Annotated in this window: 27 protein-coding genes; 12 read left to right on the top strand and 15 right to left on the bottom strand. The window is 55.0% G+C overall.

The genetic code is table 11. The annotated features are described in order from the left end of the window. Window positions 1-8 precede the first annotated feature (8 nt). Together RBB63_RS13150 and RBB63_RS13145 are read right to left on the bottom strand one after the other, a co-directional pair. Complete coding sequence (locus tag RBB63_RS13150) at window positions 9-215, bottom strand: hypothetical protein (RefSeq protein WP_309384959.1); 207 nt, start codon at window positions 213-215, stop codon at window positions 9-11. A gap of 41 nt (window positions 216-256) precedes the next feature. Next, the gene (locus tag RBB63_RS13145) at window positions 257-853 is read right to left on the bottom strand and encodes a hypothetical protein (protein WP_309384958.1); all 597 of its coding nucleotides are present in this window, start codon (window positions 851-853) and stop codon (window positions 257-259) included. A 295-nt stretch (window positions 854-1,148) separates the two neighbouring features. Here RBB63_RS13145 and RBB63_RS13140 point away from each other — a divergent pair, with 295 nt between their 5' ends. Continuing rightward, complete coding sequence (locus RBB63_RS13140) at window positions 1,149-1,337, top strand: hypothetical protein (RefSeq protein WP_309384957.1); 189 nt, start codon at window positions 1,149-1,151, stop codon at window positions 1,335-1,337. Between the two features lie 52 nt (window positions 1,338-1,389). Beyond that, a complete protein-coding gene (locus RBB63_RS13135; RefSeq protein ID WP_309384956.1) occupies window positions 1,390-1,926 on the top strand; it encodes a peroxiredoxin in 537 nt (178 codons plus the stop codon). 39 nt (window positions 1,927-1,965) lie between these two features. Here RBB63_RS13135 and RBB63_RS13130 read toward each other — a convergent pair whose 3' ends face one another. Then, window positions 1,966-2,223: a hypothetical protein gene (locus RBB63_RS13130; protein ID WP_309384954.1), complete on the bottom strand. Its 258-nt coding sequence runs from the start codon at window positions 2,221-2,223 to the stop codon at window positions 1,966-1,968. 213 nt (window positions 2,224-2,436) lie between these two features. Continuing rightward, window positions 2,437-2,934, bottom strand: coding sequence for a UvrB/UvrC motif-containing protein (locus tag RBB63_RS13125; protein ID WP_309384953.1), 498 nt, complete (start codon window positions 2,932-2,934; stop codon window positions 2,437-2,439). A 552-nt stretch (window positions 2,935-3,486) separates the two neighbouring features. Here RBB63_RS13125 and infC point away from each other — a divergent pair. Genes infC through RBB63_RS13105 form a run of 4 tightly spaced genes read left to right on the top strand, consistent with a single transcriptional unit; the run spans window position 3,487 to window position 7,160 of the window. Then, complete coding sequence (gene infC, locus RBB63_RS13120) at window positions 3,487-4,119, top strand: translation initiation factor IF-3 (protein WP_309384951.1); 633 nt, start codon at window positions 3,487-3,489, stop codon at window positions 4,117-4,119. Beyond that, window positions 4,119-5,159, top strand: coding sequence for an N-acetylmuramoyl-L-alanine amidase family protein (locus RBB63_RS13115; protein WP_309384949.1), 1,041 nt, complete (start codon window positions 4,119-4,121; stop codon window positions 5,157-5,159). Before infC ends, RBB63_RS13115 begins: the two co-directional genes overlap by 1 nt. Then, on the top strand, window positions 5,156-5,533 hold the full coding sequence (crcB, locus tag RBB63_RS13110; protein ID WP_309384947.1) for a fluoride efflux transporter CrcB: 378 nt from the start codon (window positions 5,156-5,158) through the stop codon (window positions 5,531-5,533). The genes RBB63_RS13115 and crcB overlap by 4 nt, the downstream gene beginning before the upstream one ends. Before the next feature lie 10 nt (window positions 5,534-5,543). After that, window positions 5,544-7,160, top strand: a complete 1,617-nt coding sequence (locus RBB63_RS13105; protein WP_309384945.1) for a TIGR03790 family protein — start codon at window positions 5,544-5,546, stop codon at window positions 7,158-7,160. 151 nt (window positions 7,161-7,311) lie between these two features. Here the strand turns inward: RBB63_RS13105 and RBB63_RS13100 are convergent, their stop codons facing one another. From RBB63_RS13100 to RBB63_RS13065, 8 genes are all read right to left on the bottom strand, one after another. Then, complete coding sequence (locus RBB63_RS13100; protein ID WP_309384943.1) at window positions 7,312-7,932, bottom strand: ClpP family protease; 621 nt, start codon at window positions 7,930-7,932, stop codon at window positions 7,312-7,314. Between the two features lie 118 nt (window positions 7,933-8,050). After that, complete coding sequence (gene sufT / locus RBB63_RS13095; RefSeq protein WP_309384941.1) at window positions 8,051-8,611, bottom strand: putative Fe-S cluster assembly protein SufT; 561 nt, start codon at window positions 8,609-8,611, stop codon at window positions 8,051-8,053. Next, the gene (locus RBB63_RS13090) at window positions 8,608-10,476 is read right to left on the bottom strand and encodes a mechanosensitive ion channel family protein (protein WP_309384939.1); all 1,869 of its coding nucleotides are present in this window, start codon (window positions 10,474-10,476) and stop codon (window positions 8,608-8,610) included. Before RBB63_RS13090 ends, sufT begins: the two co-directional genes overlap by 4 nt. 67 nt (window positions 10,477-10,543) lie before the next feature. Further along, on the bottom strand, window positions 10,544-11,875 hold the full coding sequence (gene sufD / locus RBB63_RS13085) for a Fe-S cluster assembly protein SufD (RefSeq protein ID WP_309384937.1): 1,332 nt from the start codon (window positions 11,873-11,875) through the stop codon (window positions 10,544-10,546). A 64-nt stretch (window positions 11,876-11,939) separates the two neighbouring features. Further along, complete coding sequence (gene sufB, locus RBB63_RS13080) at window positions 11,940-13,349, bottom strand: Fe-S cluster assembly protein SufB (protein ID WP_309384935.1); 1,410 nt, start codon at window positions 13,347-13,349, stop codon at window positions 11,940-11,942. A 49-nt stretch (window positions 13,350-13,398) separates the two neighbouring features. Continuing rightward, the gene (locus tag RBB63_RS13075) at window positions 13,399-13,824 is read right to left on the bottom strand and encodes a four helix bundle protein (protein WP_309384933.1); all 426 of its coding nucleotides are present in this window, start codon (window positions 13,822-13,824) and stop codon (window positions 13,399-13,401) included. 51 nt (window positions 13,825-13,875) lie between these two features. Further along, window positions 13,876-14,634: a Fe-S cluster assembly ATPase SufC gene (sufC, locus tag RBB63_RS13070; RefSeq protein WP_309384930.1), complete on the bottom strand. Its 759-nt coding sequence runs from the start codon at window positions 14,632-14,634 to the stop codon at window positions 13,876-13,878. A 106-nt stretch (window positions 14,635-14,740) separates the two neighbouring features. Then, the gene (locus tag RBB63_RS13065) at window positions 14,741-15,187 is read right to left on the bottom strand and encodes a Fur family transcriptional regulator (RefSeq protein WP_309384928.1); all 447 of its coding nucleotides are present in this window, start codon (window positions 15,185-15,187) and stop codon (window positions 14,741-14,743) included. A gap of 215 nt (window positions 15,188-15,402) precedes the next feature. Between RBB63_RS13065 and RBB63_RS13060 the strand changes: the two genes are divergently transcribed. The 4 genes from RBB63_RS13060 to queF are packed head-to-tail and all read left to right on the top strand — an operon-like array spanning window position 15,403 to window position 18,382. Continuing rightward, entirely contained in the window at window positions 15,403-16,431 is a 1,029-nt protein-coding gene (locus RBB63_RS13060) for a TIGR02597 family protein (RefSeq protein ID WP_309384927.1), read from the top strand. Window positions 16,432-16,452: 21 nt separating this feature from the next. Beyond that, window positions 16,453-17,073 (top strand): hypothetical protein, encoded by a 621-nt coding sequence (locus tag RBB63_RS13055; RefSeq protein WP_309384925.1) that lies wholly within the window; start codon window positions 16,453-16,455, stop codon window positions 17,071-17,073. A gap of 55 nt (window positions 17,074-17,128) precedes the next feature. Beyond that, the gene (locus RBB63_RS13050; protein WP_309384923.1) at window positions 17,129-17,965 is read left to right on the top strand and encodes a hypothetical protein; all 837 of its coding nucleotides are present in this window, start codon (window positions 17,129-17,131) and stop codon (window positions 17,963-17,965) included. A 45-nt stretch (window positions 17,966-18,010) separates the two neighbouring features. Beyond that, the gene (queF, locus tag RBB63_RS13045) at window positions 18,011-18,382 is read left to right on the top strand and encodes a preQ(1) synthase (protein ID WP_309384921.1); all 372 of its coding nucleotides are present in this window, start codon (window positions 18,011-18,013) and stop codon (window positions 18,380-18,382) included. Between the two features lie 126 nt (window positions 18,383-18,508). Here the strand turns inward: queF and RBB63_RS13040 are convergent, their stop codons facing one another. Beyond that, the gene (locus RBB63_RS13040) at window positions 18,509-19,159 is read right to left on the bottom strand and encodes a 7-carboxy-7-deazaguanine synthase QueE (protein WP_309384919.1); all 651 of its coding nucleotides are present in this window, start codon (window positions 19,157-19,159) and stop codon (window positions 18,509-18,511) included. Window positions 19,160-19,229: 70 nt separating this feature from the next. On the opposite strand from RBB63_RS13040, the gene RBB63_RS13035 reads away from it, so the two are divergent. Continuing rightward, a complete protein-coding gene (locus RBB63_RS13035) occupies window positions 19,230-19,733 on the top strand; it encodes a hypothetical protein (protein ID WP_309384917.1) in 504 nt (167 codons plus the stop codon). Between the two features lie 13 nt (window positions 19,734-19,746). On the opposite strand, the gene RBB63_RS13030 is transcribed toward RBB63_RS13035, so the two are convergent. Both RBB63_RS13030 and queC read right to left on the bottom strand, forming a co-directional pair. Then, the gene (locus tag RBB63_RS13030) at window positions 19,747-20,187 is read right to left on the bottom strand and encodes a 6-pyruvoyl trahydropterin synthase family protein (protein WP_309384915.1); all 441 of its coding nucleotides are present in this window, start codon (window positions 20,185-20,187) and stop codon (window positions 19,747-19,749) included. Beyond that, the gene (gene queC, locus RBB63_RS13025) at window positions 20,184-20,888 is read right to left on the bottom strand and encodes a 7-cyano-7-deazaguanine synthase QueC (RefSeq protein ID WP_309384913.1); all 705 of its coding nucleotides are present in this window, start codon (window positions 20,886-20,888) and stop codon (window positions 20,184-20,186) included. Before queC ends, RBB63_RS13030 begins: the two co-directional genes overlap by 4 nt. A gap of 310 nt (window positions 20,889-21,198) precedes the next feature. Here queC and RBB63_RS13020 point away from each other — a divergent pair, with 310 nt between their 5' ends. Further along, complete coding sequence (locus tag RBB63_RS13020; protein ID WP_309384911.1) at window positions 21,199-22,824, top strand: SDR family NAD(P)-dependent oxidoreductase; 1,626 nt, start codon at window positions 21,199-21,201, stop codon at window positions 22,822-22,824. Window positions 22,825-22,859: the final 35 nt, after the last annotated feature.

Raw genomic sequence — 22,859 nt, 5'->3', positions numbered from 1 at the left:
GCAATGTGCTATTCATCGGTGGTCGGGACAATCGCCACGACGTCGATTTTGGTGAAATCTGGTTTGGACTTATACGATTCGAATGTTGCGGCCTCGCTTGCTGCGCGATCGGGAGAAAAATCGGGCAAGGTCTGGTCGGTTGCGACAGGCACAGCATGAGTGTTCTCCACGCTTTGGCAACCCGTTACCAGCATTAGGGCCCCTAAAATTATCATGAGGGGGCCAATTGCGCACATTGGACGGATGAAAAGGGCTGTTATTTCGCGGCCTCCGTCGCTGCGGGCGTATGCTCGCTGATGATGGACGACACGAGCTGCTTTTGCGCATCGGTCAGCGAACCACTCTGCATGACGCTGTTGAGTTGGCTGATGGCGCTCTGGTAGTCCCCGCTTTGGAGGGCCTGCGTCGCGGAAGTCACGGGGCCGGATTCCGGCAACTGGCGCTTCAGCGCCAGCACCTCAACGTCGTTGCGGAGGGACTTGGCGAGGTTCATTTGCTCGGTGGTGAGCTTGGCGTCGGTGAGCTTGCTGAGATCGGTCAGGGCAATGAGGTCCTGCTTCTGGGCGAGCGCCGTCATGGAATTGGTCAGCAGTGACTGGAGCTCGGGATTGCTGCCGAGCATGGACTGCAACTGCTTGGAGGTGTCCAGTGCGCTGGCGAGCATGGACTGCATGGAAGCGGCCTGCTTGACGGTGTCAGCGTCTACGCCAACGGCTCCGGCGGCGGCGCTCATGGCGCTGGTCTGGGCCTCTTCGGCTTGTTGGTTGGCGCTCTCCTTGAGCTGGTTGAAAAAATTCGCCTGGGCGGCGGAAATGGTGAAAGAAAAAATAAGAAGCGTAGCGATGTGTTTCATGATGATTTCCTTAATAATTAATTAAATGTGAAGTTGGATCATTTCAAATGTAAAAGCCAGTAAAAAGCTAGCGTTGATGCAGGTTGCCGGTGGGCAAAATAAGGCGCCCGAGGGCATTATGAGGCCGGATATACTGGCAACCCCTGAGGCGACTTCGCGGGGGCGGGGGCCCAGTGTGAAGTCCGCTTTTACCTGAATTAAACATACGGCTAGATGTTTGATTTTCAAGGACATAGGGAATTCCCGATTGATTTCTTTTTTGTTATTTTCGGGCTTATCTGACAAGCTAGTAATCATGAAATACAAGAAGCCAGACCTTTCAGCACTCAACCATGCCCCCCTCCAACATAGCGTTCCTGCCTATACGGCAAAGCATGTTGAGGCGACTGGTTTGATGAAGCTGAGCGGGGTGCGCACCAACACGCATGAAGTCGCTGAGCGTGTGGGATTTTTCCGTCGCGTTTTGGGCCGCAAGTCCGCCTAGAAATATCGCACGTGCGCTTGCGGATGGCAAAAAAGCCTCTAATTAAAGAGGCATGATTCGCACTTTCCTGACGCTCGCTTGCACTTTGTTTTTTTTCTCTGCGGTCAATTGCACTGCGGAAGAGCTCCAACTGGGGGCTGAGTTGCCCGCAGTGTCGACCATCGATCAGGATGGGGCTGAAATTAATTTGGCGGATTACGCCACCAAGCCGTTTGTGCTGGTCTACTTCTACCCAAAGGCGGACACCGGCGGCTGCACCAAGCAAGGCTGTAGCCTGCGAGACGCCTATGCCGAACTCACGGACATGGGGGTGACGGTGATTGGCGTGAGCACGGACTCCGCCGCCGAGCAATTGGCTTTCCGGAATAAATTTCGCTTTCCGTTCGCCTTGGTGGCGGATGAAAATCACGCTGTGGCCGAAGCATTTGGCGTCCCGATGGTTGGCAATGGGCAACGGACCGCCCGGCAGGCTTATTTGTTTGAGGAGGGGAAACTGGTTTGGCTCGACAAAAAAGCGTCCACCGAGAAGCAGGCGGATGACGTCAAGGCGGCGATTGCGGAGATCCAGAGCAAAGAAAAGGCGATGTAACGCACATCGCCTTTGGAAAACTTCTTTGTTGAACGCAAATTAGCGGAACAAGGATACGCCAACCATCATTGCGGCGCTGAGCGTGAGGCAGAGGAGGCCGGCGCCTTTGAGCCCCCAAACGATCTTGGGCAGGTGGCCGAAGTCTTCGTCTTTGAGCGGGCGCATGGTTTTGGCCAGCATGTAGTTCTGGTAGCGCACTGCCAGCGCATCACGAGGCGCAAACACCAAGTAACAGCCCAATGCGGCTGAGCCGATTGCGAGGACAGAAAAAGTTAGCCAAAAGACACCTTCGATCATGACATTGCAGATTTGAAGTTAAACAGCTGCTTAATAAAATGGTTTTGGTCTGTAAATACAACAAAAAGTGTTCCGCTGCACCGTTTTAGCATTATCTATACGCTTGATATAAGGCTCATCGATCAATCCAAGCAGCGATAGTATTCAGTAAAAAAGAATTCAGGCTGTAGTTGTGCAACCTGCGAAAAGCTGACTGCAATGCTTGCGTGGGCTTCAGGAATTGGCCGGCTTCCAGGACTTCAGTTCGCTCATCAGGTCGCGTGTGTGGGCGGCGTCCTCAAATCGCTCTTCTTCCACGGCGGATTCGAGTTGGCGTTGCAGCTCCTGAATGCGGTTGGCGATGAGTCCTGGGCTATAGGCGCTGCGGGGAATTTTCCCCCGGTGCACGGTGTCTGCATGTAGCCGCTTGAGCGCTGGGGCGATTTTATCCTCAAAAGCCTGATAGCACTCCGGGCACCCGAAGCGCCCGGTGCGTTTCCAATCGCGCAAAGTAAAGCCGCAGCCGTGGCATTGTGCGCCGTGGGTGTGGCTTTCTGCTTCATGGCCAGCCTCGGCGGAATCCAGAAACGCATAAGCTCCGGGCGCAAATACGCCCAATTCATCGGCATGCTCGGCGCAATAGGCGCTGCTTGCCGCATGGCCGGTTTTAACCAGATTGATGAACACGCTGGCCGGGGCGCCACATTTTAAGCATTTCTTTTTCCCGCTCACGGTACAATATATGTCAGCATTCCCTGGATATTTCAATGAATCTAAGCAGGAACTTAAAAATTTTGGCCTTTTTTTATTTTCCCGGGAACCTTTTATTCGGGGATAAGTCTTATAAACGTAACTGATTTAACCTTAAATTTAGACTTATTGAATTTTTTTAGAAAAAGCCGTTGACATTGGCACAATCGAAGCTAGAGTTAGCAGCATAATCAACTTTCTCCTACGGGAGATGGGGTAACAAGCAACGAGATAAAGTAGAAAACAATGGCTGGCGGTTTAGGGGTAGGCCGCCAGCCTTCAATTTCCGAAAGCGTCTTCTGATAAAGAAGGCGCTTTCATTTTGTCCGCAGGTCGGAATCGCCAATTCGAGCCGGAAATCGTTACGGACAGATCATCTTTTTTATTTAACGCAAAAGTGATTGAAAAAAATTAACCAGCTGTCTTTACTGTAAGTCTGATTTTTATGTCGAAGCACCAATTCGTTAATTCAACGAACCTTAACCAAAGCGAGCCCCCGCGCTGTGGCGGGCAACTGCAAGCATCCGATTCTTAATGGGAAAAGCGCCATTTGGAAGAGGACGCGGCCGCAACTTTAACCGCGGCCCACGCAAAAACGAACGCATTCGCGTGCCTGAAATCCGTGTCATTGGCCCGGATGGTAGACAGGTGGGCGTTATGAAAACCAAGGAAGCGCTGGACCTGGCGAAACAGGCTGGTCTGGACTTGCTGGAAGTTTCGCCGAACGCGCGCCCGCCGGTGTGCCGTATCTTGGATTACGGCAAATACCAGTACGAGCAGAGCAAACGGGAAAAAGACAGCAAGAAGCACCAGTCGGCCTCGCGCCTGAAAGAGGTGAAGTTCCGCGTGCGCATTGAGGAGCATGATTTCATGACCAAGCTCCGTCGCGCAGAGGAATTCCTCGATCATGGCTCCAAGCTGAAGATTACGCTCATGTTCCGTGGGCGTGAAATGCAGCACCAGGACCTGGGTTTCGAGGTGGTCAACCGCGCCATTAAAGACTTGGCGCACATTGGCCAGTCGGACAGCCCGCCCAAACTGGTTGGCCGGAACATCACCACCACGATGTCCCCCCTGCCCTCCAATAAAAAGCAGCCGCTCAAATACAGCCACCACCACGGAGAAGACCCGGACGAGGAAGAAGAGGAAGAACACGGGCACGAGTGATGATCCCTCGACTCGGGCAGCTTGACGCCACTGATTCCGCGCCGTTGCCGCGTAGGCGATCCATTCTCCTCCACGTCACCTGGCTCATGCTTGTGTGCATGATGCTGGGTGCGCCCGTGGTCAGCGCGGTCACGCTCAATGGGTATGCCTATGTGTCGCTGCCTGACGTGGCGACACGGTTTGGCATGGACCATAAGTGGCGTATCCGTGGCCAGGAGGCGGCGATCAGCAGCCAGTGGTCGGACCTGCGGTTCACGCTGCATCAAAGCCATTTCAGCTACAATGGGCAGAAAATTTACCTCGTGGAGCCCATCGCCCTGTATGGCGGCAATCTGCATGTGGCCGAGGTTGATTACGAAAACACGATCAAGCCGCTTTTCTTCCCGCAGCAGTATGACCCCAAGCCAAAGCTTTACCACATCGTGCTCGACCCAGGGCATGGCGGCAAGGACAGCGGTGCGCAGAACTCGAGCCTTAAGCTCAAGGAAAAACACCTGGCGCTGGACTTGGCCAACCGCGTGAAAAGCCGGTTGGAGCGTTATGGCTACAAGGTCACCCTGACGCGGACCAACGACGAATTTATCGACCTGAGTGAGCGTCCGCAGATTGCGAATCGACTCAATGCGGACCTATTCGTGAGTTTACACTTCAACGCCATCAATTCAGCGAAGGTCGATGGCATCGAAACTTATGTTTTCACGCCAGCGGGCCACGCATCGACCAACGCGAAAAGCGCGGACAGCCGGAGCTATCCTGGCAATCAGGATGCGCCGTGGAGCATGCTTGCCGGTTATCATATCCAATCTCAAATGATTGAGAAAACACGGGCTGACGACCGCGGCCTGAAGCGCGCGCGTTTTGCAGTCCTGAAGACCTTGAACTGCCCGGGCGTGTTGGTGGAAGGCGGTTTTGTCAGTAACCCGACGGAGGGGCGCAACATTGGCAGCGCGGCTTATCGGGATAAGTTGGCGGACGCCATTGTCAGCGGCATATTAAACTACCAAAAAGCGATTAACCGCGCGCGCGGCATCGACTCATGAACGCGGCGCAACTGCTCTACATTGCCATTGGCGGCGCTTTGGGCGCAGTTAGCCGGGCGTTGGTGGGGCACTGGCTGAAGAGTGATTTCCCCTGGCACACCTTTACGGTGAATGTCGTGGGTTCGTTCCTCATTGGCGTGGTGTTGGGGTGGTTCAGCATCAAAGCGGATGCGCCGCATGCGCTGAGGTTTCTGTTTGCGACGGGGTTTTGCGGCGCGTTTACGACGTTTTCCACGTTTAGTTTTGAAACGCTGGCCCTGCTGCAGGAGCAGCGCTATGGCGCGGGCCTGGGCAACATTGCGCTCAACGTGATCCTGTGCCTGGTGGCGACCTACTTGGGAATCAGGCTGGCCATTAGCCTGGGCAGCGCCTAACTTCTGGGCAATGCGTTTACTGACCCTGATCGCTAGCCTTCTCCTCTCTCTCACGCTGACTGCGGTCGAGCCCCAGCAGGTAGTGGTCGTCGCCAATTCCGACGATCCTGATTCGCTCGCCATTGCGGAGTATTACATGGCCAAGCGGAAGATTCCGGAGCAAAACCTCATCAAGATAGCTACCTCGAAAGCGGAGCGCCTGACCGGGCAGGAATTCGTCGACCAGATCTTCAATCCGCTGCGTGAGGAGCTCGTTGAGCGCAAGTGGATTAATGGGGTGCTGGCGGATGATTACGATAACGCTGGTCGCCGCAAGATGGTCCCAATGGGGCATCATATTGGGTTTCTCGTGCTGTGCCGTTTGCCTTATCAGGTGCACGGTTATGAGCAGGACGCCTTGACGGGATTTGGCGGGGAAATGCAGGGGGCGATGGCCAATAGCCAGGCGTCCGTTGACAGCGAGTTGACTTACATTGCCGTCGTCGACACGCCGCTGGCTGGCCCGGCGAAGAATCCACTTTTTGGCGAAAAAGCGCCGGATTACATGCGGCTGAACAGCGTGGTTAAGGTTGCGCGGCTCGACGGGCCCAGCGTGCCGGCGGTTAAGCGACTCATTGACAGCGCGCTCGAGGGGGAGGCCCATGGCCTGAAAGGGCGCGCCTACATCGACAAAGGAGGGCCGCATCAGCAGGGTGAAGGCTGGCTGGATCAGGCGACGGTGCTCATCAAGGAGCTGGATTATCCCGTCAGCATCGATACCGAAAAGCCGCGCTTTTCCTGGACAGCACGCCTCGATGCCCCGGCGATTTATTTTGGCTGGTGGACGCATGAGCCGGATGGCCCGTTTGAAGACCCGACTTATCGCTTTCCTGCTGGCGCGGTGGCGATCCACATCAGCAGCTTTTCCGGGCAACATTTGCGTAAGCCGAATTTGCGGTGGGGCGGCGGTTTGGTCGAACGCGGCGTTGCGGCGACAGTGGGCAATGTCTACGAGCCGTACCTACAACTGACGAATCAGCCGCAGCTTTACCTGGAGGGGCTAATGAACGGCATGTCCACCGGAGAGGCCGCGTATTACTCCCTGCAAGGGCTGAGCTGGATGACCATTGTGCTTGGTGATCCGCTCTACCAGCCCTTTAAGGTGAAGCTGGATGAGCAGCTCAAGGAGCTCGACGCAACGAATGAGCTCGACCAATATGTGCTTCTGCGCGAGGCGGAGGTCATTCGCCAGGAGGAGGGGGATAACGCGGCGTTTGATTACCTGCGCCGCAAGTATCACTACGCTCCGGGGATGGCGATCGCCTACGAAATCGCGTTGGGCTGGGAAAAGCGCAATGAGCGCGCCAAGGCCGTTGAGCTGTTGAAATTTGTGCCCGATATGCCTGTTTTCGCGCCGGAAAATGCGGGTCTGGCGTTCCAAATTTCCGAACTGCTGGTGCAGATGGGAGAGCGCGAAATGGCCTATCATATCTTGCGGAGCTTGGCTGAAGGCGCTCACACGCGTAAAGCAAAGCTCGCGTTTTTGCCAAAGGCGATTCCCCTCGCCAATCAGTATGGTGATCGGGTGCTGGCAACGAATTGGCAGTCCGAAATCGACGCCATCAAGGAGGCGATGAAGAAAAAATAAGGCGCGGAAGAAATCCACGCCTCAGTTTCATTTATCTGCTTGAAAGGTGGAGCCCGGTGTCCCTACCGGGCTCATTGTTGCCTCTCATTCAACAGGATGGAACAGCCCGGTAGGGACACCGGGCTCCACCTGAAGATGAGCTGCTGCCACTTTAGAGCGGGCCTTCGAAAATGGCGTCCGCCAAGCCGTATTCGATGGACTCCTTGGCGTTCAGGTAGAAGTCACGATCCGTATCCTTGCGGATTTTGTCGATGGGCTGGCCAGAGGCTTCGGAGAGGATGCGGTTGAGCTCTTCGCGAAGCTTTTCCATTTCTTCGGCTTGGATGTTGATGTCCACCGCCGGCGCCACGATGCGGCCCATGATCAGCGGTTGGTGAATCAATACACGGGAGTGCGGGAAGACGAAGCGTCGGCCCTTGGTTCCGCCCGAAAGCAGAATGCTGCCCATGGAGGCGGCCATGCCGTGGACGATGCAGCTGATCGGCGAGCTGATGATCTGCATGGTGTCGTAGACCGCCATGCCAGCGGTGATCGAGCCGCCCGGGCTGTTGATGTAAAACTTGATCTCTTCGCCGGGTTTTTCCGCTTCGAGATAAAGCATTTTTTCCATGATGGTCTTCATGGACTCATCATTGACTTCGCCCCAGAGGAAGATCTTCCGTTCCTCGAGGAACTTCTTTTCCATCTGCATCTGGATGCCACCCTTATCGGCGTCTTTCTTTTTCTCGTCGCCGCAGTCTGAAACAGGAGTTTTCGCTATGGATTGGATCATGGTAGGTAATGTGATGCGGAAAGTGCGGAATTTCCAATCAAAAAGGTAAATTGCCAGCATCAAGTAGCATAGGCGTCCCGCCTGTGCTTTGATCGCGTTGAGTCATGGGGGCTGGGGGTTAAATCAGCCCCAGCTCCATCTTGCCTTCTTCGGTGATCATGTCCTGGGTCCAGGGTGGGTCCCAGACAATGTCCACCTGGGCGGAGTCAACGCCGGGCACAGACTCAACGCGGCCCTTGGCGTCTTCGGCGATGGCCGGGCCCATGCCGCAACCGGGCGCCGTCAACGTCATCTGGACCGAGACGTGGTATTGGTCGCTCTCAGACATGACCTGCATCGAGTAAACGAGGCCGAGGTCGACGATATTGACCGGGATTTCCGGGTCGTAGACGGATTTGAGCGCATCCCAAATAGCGTCTTCAGCGGGCGGTCCGGCGTGTTCGGCTGAGCCGTCTGCGGCCTCCGTTTTCTTGGCGCTATCAGGCGTTTCTTCGCCGAGGGCGTCAGCGTCGTTTCCGAGGATGCGGAACATGCCGTAGTCGCAGACCACGGTGAAGTTGCCGCCGAGGCGATGCGTGATGTCGACCTTCGAGCCGGAAGGAAGGGTTACTTTATCCCCGGCCGGGATGACCGTGGCTTCGACGTCGCGGGAAAGGACCCGTTGGTTATTGGCGCTCATGATGGTGAGTTGTCTGATTTTGGATTTTTCTCGTTGGTATCAGCCTCAATTTGAGGAAATGGAGTTACCTTTTCTCCGGCAAGATGAATCGTCTGCGTCGGAAACGCAAATTCGATGCCCGACTCGTTGAATTGCTTCATGATCTGCTCGTTGATGTTCTGGCTGAATTCCAGGAAGTCCCAATAGGCGGGCGGGTGATACCAGTAGATCATCAGGATGTTGAGCGAGGAGGGGTTGAACTCGTTGAAGAATACGCGAGGGGGGAAGTCTGGCTGGTTGATGCATTCGTTGGGGTGCTCGGTTTGTTCGCCGGGTGTGTAGCCCTCGGGGACGGCCAGGAGGTCGCGGATGATTTCCACGGCGCGTTGGATTTTCTCCTGCGGCGTGTCGTAGGTAATGGCGATGCTGGTGACGCGGCGAATGTATGGGCGCATGCCGATGTTTTCGATTTCGGCGTCGGCAACTTTGTCATTGGGAATGGTGGTGACGTGTCCATTGAGCAGGCGGATGCGGGTGGAGCGCAGGCCAATTTCCTCGATGGCGCCGTCTGCATCGCCGATCTTGACGCGATGGCCCACGCGGAAGGGCTTATCGAGCAGGATCATGAGTCCGCCAAAAATATTGCGCAGCATGCTTTGTGCGGCCAAGGCGACGGCCAGGCCAGTCACGCCCGCGCCTGCGATGACGGTTGCCAGGGAAAAGCCCACGTGTTGCAGGCCCTGGATCAAGATTGCCAGGCAGGCGATGATGCTGAGCAGGCGGATCCCGATGCGGGCTAAATGCGAGTCAAATGACTCTGTTTTAAAGCGCTCCGAGCGGGCAACGACATCCGCCACAATGGTTCCGGCCATAAACGTCATCGCGATTGTGGAGGCGAGCACCACGGAGAACAGCGCGTAAACAAAGACCTGGAACACATCGCCCGTGATGAAGATTTTATCGTCCACCAAGTCATAGGTTACATAGCAGGCCAAGACTGTGTAGGCTGGCGTGATCAGCCCCAGAATGTGACGCGTCGAATCAGGGCGGTTACGCCCCAGGAGCTCAACGATCCATCTGACGAGGAAGATGCTGGCGAGGGCCAGACAGATCACGATGAACATCGAGAGCCATTGCCAGACCGTTTGCTCGTAGATATCGACTAACATCCACTCGGGCAGCGAATTGATGATGGCCGTGGGGATGACTGGGTTGGGCGTCAGGAAGAAGTAATAGTAAAAGTCCTCGGCGGCATGGGTCTTGTAGGGCATCTGGCGCAGGTCGTTAAAGAGCGGGCGCACCTCGCGGAGCGTCTCATCGCTAAAGACGTAGTGACCGGCGTTTTCCCCCTCGTCGACGCGCACGACTTCAAACGGCATTTCGGGCATTTGCCAGCGGGCGGGAAAGCCTTTATCGATGGCTTCGTGCATCATCTCCTCGTCCGGAATCTCATTCAGAGGGGGGAGGCCGACCCGGTCGATTACCTCGCGCAGGTAGATGGCGCTGGCGGTTGCGTAATCACGTTGCATGGACGGGGCCACTTGGCGCAGGTCGAAAAAGTCCTCCATCTGGGCGAAGAGATAAAACACCTCGATTCGATCCTGCGGCGAGTAATTCTCCGCCGATATCAGGTCGTAGAAGCGCTGGGTCATCTTCAGGAAGCTGACCATGGTGTCTCGCGGGCTGCTCGTGTTGGGCGGATGCATCACGAAGGCGCCCTCGGGACGTGGCTTGGTGGACGCCAATTCCTCCAGCAGAGGCAGAATCGCCTCGGGGTCCTCAAGCGGCGTGACCGGATTGTAGTCTGCCTTATCTGCAGCGCCCAATCGCAGCTGTAGCGTTACCAGACTGGCAAGGATGATTAAGGTGAATGCAAAACGCCCCATACTGGCATAAACCAGTACAGGGCGTTTACCTTAATTGCAATTTTGGAAACTCACTTCTATTTGCGGGCTATTGAGCAAATTTAGCCTGCACGAGCTTGCGGACGTTCTCGCGGAGCTCTTCGTTGCTGATCTTTTCGACGATTTCTTCGAAGAAGCCGAAGACGAGCAGTTGGTAAGCGGTTTGTTGCGGAATGCCGCGGGCCATCAGGTAGAAGAGTTCGTTCTCGTCGACCTGGCCAGTGGTGGCGCCGTGGGAGCACTTCACGTCGTTGGCCTCGATCTCCAGGCCGGGCAGGCTGTTGGCCTCGGCGGTCTTGGAGAGAAGCAGGTTGCGATTCGTTTGATACGCGTCGGTCTGCTGGGCGTCTTTGGCGACCTTGATCAGGCCGGAGAAAATTGTGCGCGAGTCATCGAGCAGCGCGTTCTTAAAGAGCAAGTCGCTGACGGCGTTGGGCGCTTCGTGTATCTGCAAGGTGCGCTGGTCGAACTCCTGTTCGCTCTTGGAGACGGTCAGGCCATACATTTTCACGTCGGCGCCAGGGCCGACGATGCGGGTGTGGTTCTGCAAACGCGCGTACTGGGAGCCAAGGTTGACGGCGATGGTCTTTACCTGGCTGTCGCGGTCGGCGATGTTGGCCTCCAACTGGAAGGAAAGCGCCTCATCGTTGAAGTTCTGCACGATCTTGCGGAAGACCTGCGCGCCCGGGCCTGCGTAGATGGTGCCTACGCCGCAGGAGAGGGTGGAGCAGCAACCTTCGTCGAGGCTGCCATAGTAGTCCACAAAGTCGACCTTGGCGTTGTCTTCGACGACGAGCAGGGTGTGCGGGAAGATCGCTTCGTTGCACTCGACCGACCAATAATAAGCGCAAATCGGCTGCTCGATTTCCACGCCCTTGGGCACGTAAAGGAAGCTGCCGCCGTGGAAGAACGCGTTGTGCAGGGCCAGGAGCTTTTCCGAGCCGAGCTGGTTTTCTTCCTCCAGGAAATACTTTTTGACGAGGTCGGGGTGCTCGATGACCGCTTGGCAAAGGGGCATCCAGATGACGCCCTTGGCGGCGAGCTCCTCGCTGACGCCTTCGAACTCGAGCAGGAAATTATCACCGAAGACGAGTTTCCCTGAAGGATCGCCCACGATGTTGCTGCGTTCGATGGCGGCTGCTTTTTGCTCTGCGGTGGGCTCCTGAGCCGGGCGATAGCCGTCGAGCTTGAGCTTGCGCAGATCGGTGAAGCGGTAGCGCTCATCGCTGCGCGTGGGCAATGGCAATTCCTGATAAGCCTTCCAGCTTTGCTCCTTGAGCTCCTGCACCCAGGGCGCGTTCAACCAGAACGCATCCAGGTGATGGCGGAAGTTCTCCTCGCTGAATTTTTCGGTGTCGGTGGTGGTCGTGACGACTGACATGGTAGGTAAATGCAAAATTAAGAATTCAGAATGCAGAAACCGGTTGGTTGAAACCGGTGCTTGATTAGCCGACCGAGCCTTCCATCTCCAGGTCGATCAGGCGCTTCAGCTCGACGGAGTATTCCATGGGGAACTCGCGTGCGAGGTCGTTGATGAAGCCGTTGACCGCGAGCGACATTGCCTCGCCCTCGGGTAGGCCGCGCTGCTGCATGTAGAAGATCTGCTCGGCGCTGACCTTGGAGACGCTGGCTTCGTGCTGGACGGAGTTGTGGTCGCCGCGGACGGTGATCGCCGGGTAAGTGTCGGTGCGCGAGTTGGTGTTGATGAGCAACGCGTCGCACTCAGTGTTGTTCTTGCAGTTGGTCAGGCGCTTGGGAATGTGGACCTGCCCGCGGTAAGTGCTGCGGCCCTCGCCAATTGAGATGGACTTCGAAATGACGTTCGAGGTCGTGTTCGAGGCGGCGTGGATCATCTTTGCGCCGGTGTCCTGGTGTTGGCCGTCGTTGGCCAACGCGATGGAAATGACTTCGCCGCGAGCGCGCTCGCCCTTGAGCACGACGCCGGGATACTTCATGGTCAGGCGGCTGCCGATGTTGCAGTCGATCCAGCGGATCTCGGCGTCTTCCTCGGCCATGCCACGCTTGGTGACGAGGTTGAAGACGTTGTTGGACCAGTTTTGCACGGTGATGTACTGGATCTTGGCGCCCTTCAAGGCAACGAGCTCCACGACGGCCGCGTGCAGGGTGGCGGTCTCAAACTTCGGCGCGGTGCAGCCTTCCATGTAGGTGATTTCCGAACCCTCGTCAGCGATGATCAACGTGCGCTCGAACTGGCCGAAGTTTTCCGCGTTGATGCGGAAGTAGGCTTGCAGCGGCTGGGCGACCTTCACGCCCTTGGGCACGTAAATGAAGCTGCCGCCGGAGAAACAAGCGCTGTTGAGAGCGGAGAACTTGTTGTCGCCGATCGGGATAACTTTGCCGAAGAACTTTTTGAAGATTTCCGGGTGCTCGTGGAGGCCTTCGTGCGGGCCGACAAAGATCACGCCGAGCTTTTCCATCTCCTCCTTCATGCGGGAGTAGGCGGCCTCGGAGTCGAACTGCGCTTCCACGCCGGCGAGGAACGCACGCTCCTGCTCGGGGATGCCGAGGCGTTCGAAGGTTTCCTTCACGTCGTCGGGCACGTCGTCCCAGGTGCGGGACGGTTTCTGGCCCTTGGACAGGTAGTAGCGGACGTCCTCGAACTTGATGGTGTTGAGGTCATCGCTGGCCCAGTGCGTGGGCATGGGCTTGCCTTCGAATATCTTGAGCGCCTTCTGGCGGAATTCATTGATCCACTTGTCCTCCCCCTTGACGTTGGAGATGTAGTCAATGGTGTCCGGCGACAGGCCGATGCCGGCGTCGTAAGCGTAGTCTTCTTTAAAGGAGAAATCGCCCTTGCTGCGGTCGATGTTGATTTCTGGTGTCTCGGTGCTCATGGCTGAAATAGGGTGTGTAAAGTGTGTAGGGTGTGAAAGGTGAGTAAGGTTATGGTTGGGCGAATTCTAGTTCCTCCGGTTCGCGGACTTCGAATTTAGCTCCACGGATGTCGCTGCTGCGAAGGTGCTTGATCAGGCCGTTTATGCGGACTTCGATTTGAGATGCTTGCTGATAGAGTGAATTGAAGGTCTCTTGCTCCATGTAGTTTACGTCCAACATGACGTATAATTGACTTTTGAGCTCGGCTAGTGAGGCGCGAGCGACATGTAGAAACTGGGAAAATTCACGGTTTCCTCCACGCCCAAATCCTTCTGCGATGTTTGACATGACAGAAACCGCGCTGCGTTGGATCTGGTCGCGTAGCCCAAAATCTTTAGCTGCAACGCCATTGCTGGTCACCGCGTAGACATCCCGGGTCAACACTCTGGCTTTTTGCCAGGCGTCAATATCCTCAAATGTCTTCCAGGTCGCCATCAACTTTACTCACTTTACTAACACTACCTACAATACTAACCGTTGAATCCGCTACGCCGTAGCGGATGCCAACTCCTCCTTCACCCAGTCGTAGCCCTTGGCTTCCATTTCAAGGGCCAGGTTCTTGTCGCCAGTCTTGACGATGCGGCCATCCCACATGATGTGGACGACGTCCGGCACGATGTAGTCGAGCAGGCGCTGGTAGTGGGTGATGACGAGGAAGCCGCGGTCGGGCGAGCGCATGTTGTTGACGCCTTCGGCAACGATCTTCAGCGCGTCAATGTCGAGACCAGAGTCGGTTTCGTCCATAATGACGTATTTCGGGTCGAGCATCTTCATCTGAAGGATCTCGCAACGCTTCTTTTCACCACCGGAAAAACCGTCGTTGACGGAGCGGCTGGAGAAGCTGCGGTCGATCTTGAGCTCGTCCATGTGCGCACGGAGCGTCTTGTAATAGTCCGTGGCGACGATCTTTTCGCCCTCGGGCAGGCGCGCCTGCAGGGCTGCGCGGATGAAGTTGGCGATGGTCACGCCGGGGATTTCCACCGGGTATTGGAACGCCACAAACAAGCCGAGACGGGCAATTTCGTCGGGCTCCATGCCGACGACGTTTTCGCCGTCGAGCAGGGCTTCGCCGCCGCTGATTTCGTAATCTTCATGGCCAGCGAGCGCCTTGGCCAAGGTGCTCTTGCCGGTGCCATTGGGGCCCATGATTGCGTGGACTTGGCCTGCGGGCACTTCCAGGGAGAAGTCGCGCAGGATCTGCTTTTCGCCAATGTTGACGTTCAGGTTTTTGATTTCGAGTGACATGACTTTTTAAAGTTCGGAGGTTCGAAAGTGTGGAGTTGGGGGTGTTGTTGGATTGAGGCGGCTGATTGAAGACGGAAATCCTAGCGCCGAAATGGCGCACGCTTGTTTATAAAGAATTGGTGTCCAGGTCTTTGGGAGCGTATCCAGTGAAGGTCAACTTGACTTTTTTCGCTTCAAAGCCGCGGGGGAGGATCTTGCTCACAGTATTTTGGAAATCTTCGGGCAATAAAATGTCGTAAACCCGGCCATCCGCCTCGTCGAGAAAGTGGGCGTGTTCGCCGTCATTCGGGCAAAAGCGGCTGGGCTCGCGCTCGTAGTTGAGCTTCTTCACCAGGCTGCAGTCAACCAGGGTTTCCAGGCAATTGTAGACGGTGGCGAGGGAGATGGTGGGCATGACTTCCTTCGCGCGGGCGTAGACTTCGTCGGCTGTCGGGTGATCACGCCGCTTGAGCAATACCGCGTAGATTTGTTCGCGCTGCCGCGTGGAGCGCAGGCCACTGCGGGCTAGCGCATCCTCGAGGTTAGCTTTCGCGGTATTGGTCAAATTTATCATGCCGAATAACTAAATTGGAATGATTCCAAAAATCAATCCAATTTGAGAACTAATTTCATTCCAAATAGCGTTTTGGGCCGCTCGCAGCCGACAAAAAAACGTAAAACACCTAATTGTTGCATTGGATTAAGCTAATCTTAATCCTCACATGCTATTATAGCCTTGAAAAAAACGCGATGATACGACTGAATGATTTTAACTAGTCTAGTCCTCTCATGAAAATTTCCCACCTTACAGTCTTGGCGGGCCTTGCACTCGCCGCTCCTCTAAATGCCGCCACCACCGAAATCTTGGGTGGGATGGTGATCGACTGCCCTGCGGGTAGTGATACCGCAATCGGTATTCCTTTTACGCGACCAATAGCATTTCAGGGGACAGTCCTGTCGGTTAGCGAAAATCAGATTATTCTGAATGGAAGTCCAGATTGGAGCATCGATGAGTTCGTATACGAAGATGGCGTGCAAGACGACCACTACTATGTTCTTTTCGCTACTGGAGCAAAGGAGGGTGCCTTCTATACTATTACATCAAATGATTCTAACTCAATTACCGTCGACCTAGACCCTTATGGTTTAGGTGAGGACGATGATCTGGCTGATGTTGCGACAGGTATGGAAACAGGGGACACTATTAAAATCATTCCCCACTGGACCCCTGGTGCTTTAATCGATTCTGATGGGCCGAATGACATAGAGCTGCTATTGTATAGCAATAATATTGCAGGCACCAATCTAGCAGCATCAAATTCTTACCAGCATTACACTGGATATGGCTGGTATGATGGTGGCACTCCTGTTGAAAATAATATACTTTTTCCTTATGAGGCTTTGACTCTGCGAAATAGCAGTGGCTCGGACTACCAACTCGTAATAGCAGGGGGGGTTCCTATGGAGGCACATCGTTCAATTCTGCGAACGATTGATAGTGGCGTACAGCAGGATAATCGCATTGTATTTCTCAGTCCAATCCCAGAAATGATTGGTAATGTAGACCTTAATATTGCCAATCTTACTGAGCTTCTTATCTTCGACAATGATTTGGCTGCACAGAACAAAGCACCATCAAACTCAATAATTTACTACGAAGGTTATGGTTGGTACGATGGTGGTACCCGTGTCGATGATCCTACTGATGTTCCCAATCAATTTTTCTTACAACCGGGACAAAGCTACATTCTTCGTAAGCCAGCCGCTAATGCAGAAAATGTAGTTTGGACAGCAGTTCAATCTTACCTTTCCGAATAACAACCTCGATACTTTCCTGATATGAATCGCTCTAAAGCTTTAGTTGCTTTACTGTTTTTACCAGTTGTTGCCTTTGGCACAGTTGGCATTCAAATTCGTTCCGGTAATTTTGCTGATGAATCTGGCATTGCTTCCAGTGGAATGAGCTACGCCATCGTAGTCGATACTGGTGGGGATGGGTTCTTGGAGGGTGCTTACAATTCTTTTGATATTTCGAGCCTTGGAACTGGGGGTGGAACCTATTTGCAAGTTGGGGGCGTTGATACAGATGACTGGTATACTTTTGGTTCTACGCTGAACGAGACCGAGACGGGGCCTCCAATTGCGTTTTTGCCAGGATATGCTGATGAGGTTTCAGATGTGCCTCTTTCTTCCTCGGGGTCCCCGATCACTTCTGGTATGACTTTTGCTATTATTTGGTTTGCAAATGATAGTGCGACAATTTCTTCACCATATGGTTTTTACGAAGACAGCAATCTAGTTCTGCCTAGTGACTCGTCCATCGTCAATTATAGCGGATTTATTGGCGATGATCTTAAAATTGCGAGTTATACTATTGCTGCCGTGCCCGAACCGCAAACATACGCATTCATTGTAGGCTTAGTCGGATTGGTTTTTGCTGCTCAGAGGCGTCGACGTTAACACCTACTTTCAGACATTTTTCTTAGTGCTCCGCTAGTTCGGGGCATTTTTTTTCATGAAAAATCGATTTATTATTCTACATTTTGCGCTTCTGTTGATTGTTTCGTCAAACTGCGGTGCGCTGAATGTATTCTCTTATATCGATGAAAGGATGTTTGAGGCTATTGAAGATCAGGAAGAATCAATTTCACCACGAATCCTGACGATAATTGACAAATACCGGCATGCGGTCGTGGGCAATAAGCAAGCTGATCACATTACTTCACTGCTAGTTACTGGCTCTTTAGAAACTAAAGAAGGCGTGTCTACATTCCGGTTCTTGCTTTTGCGACCGAATCTTCTTCGATTCGATGTTATTAGTTCCGATGGATTTACTGCACAGGTTTATGATGGAAATTGGGGGTGGTTCATGGAAGAACGAGGAGGTCACAAAATGGTGCGTTGGATGAGTGAATCGGAGAGTGAAACAATGTGTAGAGATTCCGTATTTTTCAGTTATTTGATGGATGCCTCTCGCCAGGATATTTCTTTTTCTTTGCTATCTAGTACTTCTGAACTTATCGGAATTCAAGCTGAGTTAAAAGGTGGCGACTGCATTAATTACTGGTTGGATCCAGAAACTTTTTTAATCTCTAGGGAAGTAAAAGTGAACGCTGGTGAATCGGGCTTTCTGGTAATTGATTACTCGGATTACAGAGAAGTTAATGGCTGCATGTTTTCTTTTTTGGCAATACATTCACTATACGGGCGTAAGGTTACTGAAGTAAAAATTGATCATATATCGACTAATGCGGATATAAGTCTTATCCCTTTTACTGCTCCTATTCTGAATAAGCCACAGAGCTATTCCAAGGAGATAGATATGTTGGAAGAAGTTGAATTTGCTAATTAGGCTTTTTCCATTGCCACCCTGCACCCAGCCCATATCCCCAATTCCATGGACATCGAAATCTTTCCTAATCCGGCGCCGGGGCGCAATTATGTCATTCAGCATGTGGCGGAGGAATTTACCTCGCTGTGCCCCAAGACTGGGCATCCGGACTTCGGCAAGATCGTGCTGACCTTTGTGCCGGACGCCACCTGTGTCGAGCTCAAGGCTTACAAGCTCTACTTGCAGGATTTCCGCACGAAGGGGATTTTCTTCGAGGCCGCGTCGAATGCCATTTTTGATGAGATGTGGACGCTGCTTGAGCCCCGTTGGATGCGTTTAGAGGCGATTTGGCGCGGGCGCGGCGGCATTCGTTCCAATGTGATTGTCGAAAATGCCAAGCCTGACTACGAGGGTCCGATTGCGCCGTATTTTGAATAAATTTGCACGTTCGGATGTGAGAGTGCTCGAAGGTTGGGGAGGTGAGATGCTGAATGCCTTCACTCCATCTATTTAGCCTTCGAACATCCGAACCTTGGAACGTTCAAACTTTCAAACTCCGAACGTTTACAGCACATTATAAAGCTTGTGCATTTGCCAGCCGGCGCGAAAAGGGGCGCCACGTAGGCGGACGGTTTCGGCGATGAGTGCGAGGATTTCCGGGTTTTCGCGTTGGCCCCACTCGGGGTGCAGCCAGACGTGCCGGTCCTTGCGGGTGAGTTCGGGGCCGAGTTCGCGCTCCCAGTAGGCGATGCTGTCCTCGTTTTCGACAATGAGTTTTAGTTCATCCGCGCGCTGAATTAGCTCTGGCAGCGGCGCCTTGTAGAGCTTCGGGCTAACCGTGACCCAGTCGAATTCCCCCTTCAGGGCAAACGTGCCGCTGGTTTCGATGTGCGCGCGGAGCCCGGCTTCGTGGAGGCCGCTTGTGAGTGGGGATAGGTCGTGAATTGCAGGCTCGCCGCCGGTAATGACGACAAAATCCGGTCGCGCCTCGACTGCTAGCTGAATCAATTCGGCGGCGGACATTTTGGGCACTTTAGCGGGACGCTGATCCGGGCGCCAGGTATTAGCAGAGTCGCACCAAGGGCAGTGCACAGGGCAGCCGTAAGTGCGTATAAAGTAAGCCGCGCGCCCGACATGGCAACCTTCACCCTGAAACGTGCTAAAATGCTCTACTATAGGGTAATAGGTATTCTGTAGTTGTAAATGAAATGTCATATTTGTCTTTACAGGCGGTAGGGTTCGACTTTCTACTCATCTTCGCCCCATTATTTTCCCTTATCTCTAGATGACTTTACCGCAGATCAAGAAGTTTTTGAAAACCGCCCGGAAGCAAGACCGTTGGTGGGTTGCGGTGGGTGATAACGTGCTGGATGAGACCCAGACGATGCCGGACATAAAAGCCTTGAGCGAGAAATATCCGGATTGGGAGATTTGCTTCCTGCACGAAGACATGGCGGGCGATGACGCCGAGTGGATTTTGCTGACGGACGATGAAGTCGAAGGCGAGGGCAATCCCTTTCGCCCGGCGGGTCCCATCGAGACGATGCTTGGCGAAGTGTCCAAGCTGAAAAAGGATCTCGATGATGCGCATCGCATCGTGGACATCTTGCGCGAGTTTACGACCTTCAATGAGCAATATGCATCGCGTAAGGAGGAGCTGGACGAGCGTGAGCGCTACCTCCAGGAGTCCGAAGAGGCGCTGATGGAAAAAGCGCAGGAGCTGGAAGTCTTGCGTGTGGAGCTTGAGCACAAGCAGGAAAAAGCCGCTAAAACGGCCCGGACTGCTTAATCGCTGAGCCCGGTTACTGGGGGCGATCTGGGGCATACTTTGCCGCGTTTTTGCTGTCTTCTTCGATTTCCACTTCCGTCACCCAGGCGCGGCCATTGGTGTCGTCGCGGACTAAGCGGTCAAACACTTCGTAGACGTGAATGGCCAGGCCCTCGTTGGAGCAGTCGTCCACGAGGTAGACCTTCCACGCTTCCGGCGCGGCGTTCACGAGAGTCTCCAGTAGCGGGTCGTCTTTGCGAAAAACACAGGCGTGGTCGAGGTTTTCGTCGATCCACTTTTTGAGAAATCCGAGCTTCCCGTAGTCGACCACGAAGCCATTTTCGTCGCGCTCCTGGCAGGCGAAGGTGACGGTGATCGACCAATTGTGCCCATGGATGAATGCGCAATGCCCGTCGTGAAACGGCTGGCGATGGCCAAAGGGGACGTCTTTATAAGTCTTGCGGCAGGTGATCATGCAGGCCTCCAGGATTGGGCGATGAGCTCATCGACGGTGGGTGCGCCGTCATCGTAGGGAGTTGGGTCGTCGACTTCGGCCAGGTAAAATGCCTCGCGCCGTTCGATGCAGGTGCCGCAGCAGCCGCAGTGCTTGTCCCCGCCTTCGTAGCACGACCAGGTGTCGGTAAAGGGAATGGCGAGTTCCTCGCCGCGCTTGGCGATGTCGGCCTTGGTCCAGGTGACAAATGGTCGGTAAAGCTTAACCTTATGCCAGTCCGCGAGCTGAATCGCCTTGTCGAGCGCGTCGGCGAACTCGCGTCGGCAGTCCGGGTAAATCGCGTGGTCGCCGGAGTGCGCGGCGTAGGCGACGACATCGGCCTGGCGACTGATCGCCCAGCCCGTGGCGACGGAGAGCATGATCATGTTGCGGTTGGGGACCACGGTGGCCTTCATCGTGGTCTCGGTGTAGTGGCCCTTGGGGACGGCGGTGTTGTGGTCCGTCAGGCTGTTGTCGCCGAGGAGCGGTGCGAGCGAGGTCAGGTCGGCCACGCGGTGCTCGATGCCCAGCGCGGCGCAGTTCTTTTTCGCGCACTCGATTTCGCGCGCGTGGCGTTGACCATAGTTTATGCTCAGCGCGCCGATTTCTCCGCCGGCCGTATGGAGGTGGTAAAGCAGGACGGTCGAGTCGAGACCCCCCGAATAAATAATGACAGACTTCATGAGCGCATTCAGTATTTGTGCCGTGATTGGCGTCTCCCTGGGAATGGCTTAGCAGGGCAAAGGGTAAGTTGCCGCCAAGAGAGCGCGTTGTCCATCGAAAACCCGCTTTTGTCGCGTGCCGGACAATGCATTATCCAGACTTGCGCCTGGGCGGCCAAGCGTCTTAGTTAGCCGCTTCGATTGCAAAGCTCACCACCAATTTTACTCGCTTGAAAACCCGCCACTTCGCCTTAGGTCAGGCCCGCCGTGCGCCGTTTGCATTGGCCCGCCGATCACTCCGGCAGTTTTGAAGCGCTCATAAACAAACCTCATGGACATAGCACTTGTGACCGGCGCCGAGCGCGGCATTGGCCTGCAGATCGCCCGGAAATTAATTGAACTCGGATTTCGCGTATACGGATTCGCTCAGGACTTTTCGAAGTGCCCCTTCGAGCATCCGGACTTCATCGGCGTCAGCGTCGACCTGACCTCGCGGGAGGAGCTGGAAAGCGCCTTCGCACAGATCATCGCGCGGAACCCGATGATCAACGTGGTCGTCAACGCCGCGCGCCATACGCCATCCGAAGCCTTTGAAGCAACGCCGTTGGAGGAGCTGGAATACGCCCTGCAAACCGAGCTGCTGAGCGCGGTTTACCTGACGCGCCTCGCGCTGCCGACGCTCATCAAATACCACGGCTACGTGATCAACATCGCCTACAACGGGCAAGGTCCGGCTGCGGGCGCCACTGCCGCCGCCACGCAAGGTGGCCTACATTTTTTCGGTCAACAGCTGTTTGAAGAGGTGCGCGACACGGGCGTCAAGGTCAGCACGCTTTATCCGCAGGCCAACGTTGGCGAGGCCGACCCGAAGGCGCGCATCCAAATGGAGCCGCAAAGCGCCATTGAGAACGCGCTCTTTGCCCAGGCGGTGGAGACCGTCCTCCGCTTCAAGGAGAACAACTGCGTCAGCCAGATCGTAATTCGCCCGCAAGGCACACGCGAGGAGCCCAAGATTCCAGTGGCGGTTTCGCCATTGCCCAAGGCCGCGCACCGTGTGCAGTTGCCCGAGCGCAAGAATTTCCCCGTCGAGCCCGAGCCAATCCCCACGCCGCCCCGCGAGCGCCCTGCCGATGCCCCACCCCCCGGTGAGGACGACGATTGGGACGAAGATGAATGGGAAGAGGACGACGAACTCGACGAGCTTCTCGAAGAATCGCGCCGCCTGATGCAGAAGCAAAAGGAAGAGGCGAAAAAGCAGCTTGATCGCACCCGCGACCGCAAGCAGAAGCAGAAAGATCGCGGTCGTGATCAGCAGAATCGTGATCGTGGCCGTGAACAGCAGTCGCAGGAGAAATCCGACGACGCGCAATCAGGGGATGGCCCTGGCAATGGCCAGCAAAGTGGCGACCAGCCCCAGGGTGACGATCAGGAGGGCGGCAAGAAGCGCCGTCGCCGCCGTCGTCGCGGAGGTCGCAACCGCCGCAATCGCGAAGGTCAGGGTGACCAGCAGGGCGGCGAGCAATCCCAGCCTAGTCAGCCAACACAGGGTGGCGAGCGTGAAGGCGGTACGCCGCGAGGCGACCAACCGAAGCGCGAAGATCGCCGAGCAGACGACCGTCGCCGTGAGGACCGCAAGCCACGCGAGCCGGAGCAGCGCCGCGAGCCACGTTCCCCCAGCGAGTTGGTTAAGCCCAAGCAAACAGAGCAACCCAAGCCGGTGGAGCCGAAGGGTGAAAGCAAGCCGAAGCCAGCTGCTGAGCAGCCCAAGCCGAAGCCTGAACCCGCCGCTAAGCCCGAACCTGCTGAACCGAAGCCTGCCAAAAAGGCGGCGAAGAAGGCTGCCAAGAAAGCCGTGAAAAAAGCGGCCAAGAAGGCGGCGAAGAAGGCCGCCAAAAAGGCGACTAAGAAAGCGGCTAAAAAAGCAGCAAAGAAGGCGGCGAAGCCAGCGGAAGAGTAATCTTTTGAACGGACTCGCCAAACGGACATTTGTCA

The organism is Cerasicoccus frondis, assembly GCA_031296915.1.
In the GTDB taxonomy this organism is placed as follows: Bacteria; Verrucomicrobiota; Verrucomicrobiia; order Opitutales; family Cerasicoccaceae; genus Cerasicoccus; species Cerasicoccus frondis.
The sequence above is the reverse complement of the archived record's forward strand: the minus strand, read 5'-3'. Positions and strand labels throughout refer to the sequence as shown.

What these genes read in the sequence shown, in the direction of transcription:
- RBB63_RS13105 (WP_309384945.1), top strand. Translation starts at nt 5,544, where the DNA reads ATGCGTTTACTGACCCTGATCGCTAGCCTTCTCCTCTCTCTCACGCTG.
- RBB63_RS13055 (WP_309384925.1), top strand. Translation starts at nt 16,453, where the DNA reads ATGAATCGCTCTAAAGCTTTAGTTGCTTTACTGTTTTTACCAGTTGTT.
- RBB63_RS13115 (WP_309384949.1), top strand. Translation starts at nt 4,119, where the DNA reads ATGATCCCTCGACTCGGGCAGCTTGACGCCACTGATTCCGCGCCGTTG.
- RBB63_RS13030 (WP_309384915.1), bottom strand. Translation starts at nt 20,187, where the DNA reads ATGATCACCTGCCGCAAGACTTATAAAGACGTCCCCTTTGGCCATCGC.
- RBB63_RS13050 (WP_309384923.1), top strand. Translation starts at nt 17,129, where the DNA reads ATGAAAAATCGATTTATTATTCTACATTTTGCGCTTCTGTTGATTGTT.
- RBB63_RS13135 (WP_309384956.1), top strand. Translation starts at nt 1,390, where the DNA reads ATGATTCGCACTTTCCTGACGCTCGCTTGCACTTTGTTTTTTTTCTCT.
- sufC (WP_309384930.1), bottom strand. Translation starts at nt 14,634, where the DNA reads ATGTCACTCGAAATCAAAAACCTGAACGTCAACATTGGCGAAAAGCAG.
- RBB63_RS13140 (WP_309384957.1), top strand. Translation starts at nt 1,149, where the DNA reads ATGAAATACAAGAAGCCAGACCTTTCAGCACTCAACCATGCCCCCCTC.
- crcB (WP_309384947.1), top strand. Translation starts at nt 5,156, where the DNA reads ATGAACGCGGCGCAACTGCTCTACATTGCCATTGGCGGCGCTTTGGGC.
- queF (WP_309384921.1), top strand. Translation starts at nt 18,011, where the DNA reads ATGGACATCGAAATCTTTCCTAATCCGGCGCCGGGGCGCAATTATGTC.
- sufB (WP_309384935.1), bottom strand. Translation starts at nt 13,349, where the DNA reads ATGAGCACCGAGACACCAGAAATCAACATCGACCGCAGCAAGGGCGAT.
- RBB63_RS13040 (WP_309384919.1), bottom strand. Translation starts at nt 19,159, where the DNA reads ATGACATTTCATTTACAACTACAGAATACCTATTACCCTATAGTAGAG.
- sufT (WP_309384941.1), bottom strand. Translation starts at nt 8,611, where the DNA reads ATGAGCGCCAATAACCAACGGGTCCTTTCCCGCGACGTCGAAGCCACG.
- RBB63_RS13020 (WP_309384911.1), top strand. Translation starts at nt 21,199, where the DNA reads ATGGACATAGCACTTGTGACCGGCGCCGAGCGCGGCATTGGCCTGCAG.
- RBB63_RS13150 (WP_309384959.1), bottom strand. Translation starts at nt 215, where the DNA reads ATGATAATTTTAGGGGCCCTAATGCTGGTAACGGGTTGCCAAAGCGTG.
- sufD (WP_309384937.1), bottom strand. Translation starts at nt 11,875, where the DNA reads ATGTCAGTCGTCACGACCACCACCGACACCGAAAAATTCAGCGAGGAG.
- RBB63_RS13065 (WP_309384928.1), bottom strand. Translation starts at nt 15,187, where the DNA reads ATGATAAATTTGACCAATACCGCGAAAGCTAACCTCGAGGATGCGCTA.
- RBB63_RS13145 (WP_309384958.1), bottom strand. Translation starts at nt 853, where the DNA reads ATGAAACACATCGCTACGCTTCTTATTTTTTCTTTCACCATTTCCGCC.
- infC (WP_309384951.1), top strand. Translation starts at nt 3,487, where the DNA reads ATGGGAAAAGCGCCATTTGGAAGAGGACGCGGCCGCAACTTTAACCGC.
- RBB63_RS13130 (WP_309384954.1), bottom strand. Translation starts at nt 2,223, where the DNA reads ATGATCGAAGGTGTCTTTTGGCTAACTTTTTCTGTCCTCGCAATCGGC.
- RBB63_RS13090 (WP_309384939.1), bottom strand. Translation starts at nt 10,476, where the DNA reads ATGGGGCGTTTTGCATTCACCTTAATCATCCTTGCCAGTCTGGTAACG.
- RBB63_RS13060 (WP_309384927.1), top strand. Translation starts at nt 15,403, where the DNA reads ATGAAAATTTCCCACCTTACAGTCTTGGCGGGCCTTGCACTCGCCGCT.
- RBB63_RS13035 (WP_309384917.1), top strand. Translation starts at nt 19,230, where the DNA reads ATGACTTTACCGCAGATCAAGAAGTTTTTGAAAACCGCCCGGAAGCAA.
- queC (WP_309384913.1), bottom strand. Translation starts at nt 20,888, where the DNA reads ATGAAGTCTGTCATTATTTATTCGGGGGGTCTCGACTCGACCGTCCTG.
- RBB63_RS13100 (WP_309384943.1), bottom strand. Translation starts at nt 7,932, where the DNA reads ATGATCCAATCCATAGCGAAAACTCCTGTTTCAGACTGCGGCGACGAG.
- RBB63_RS13075 (WP_309384933.1), bottom strand. Translation starts at nt 13,824, where the DNA reads ATGGCGACCTGGAAGACATTTGAGGATATTGACGCCTGGCAAAAAGCC.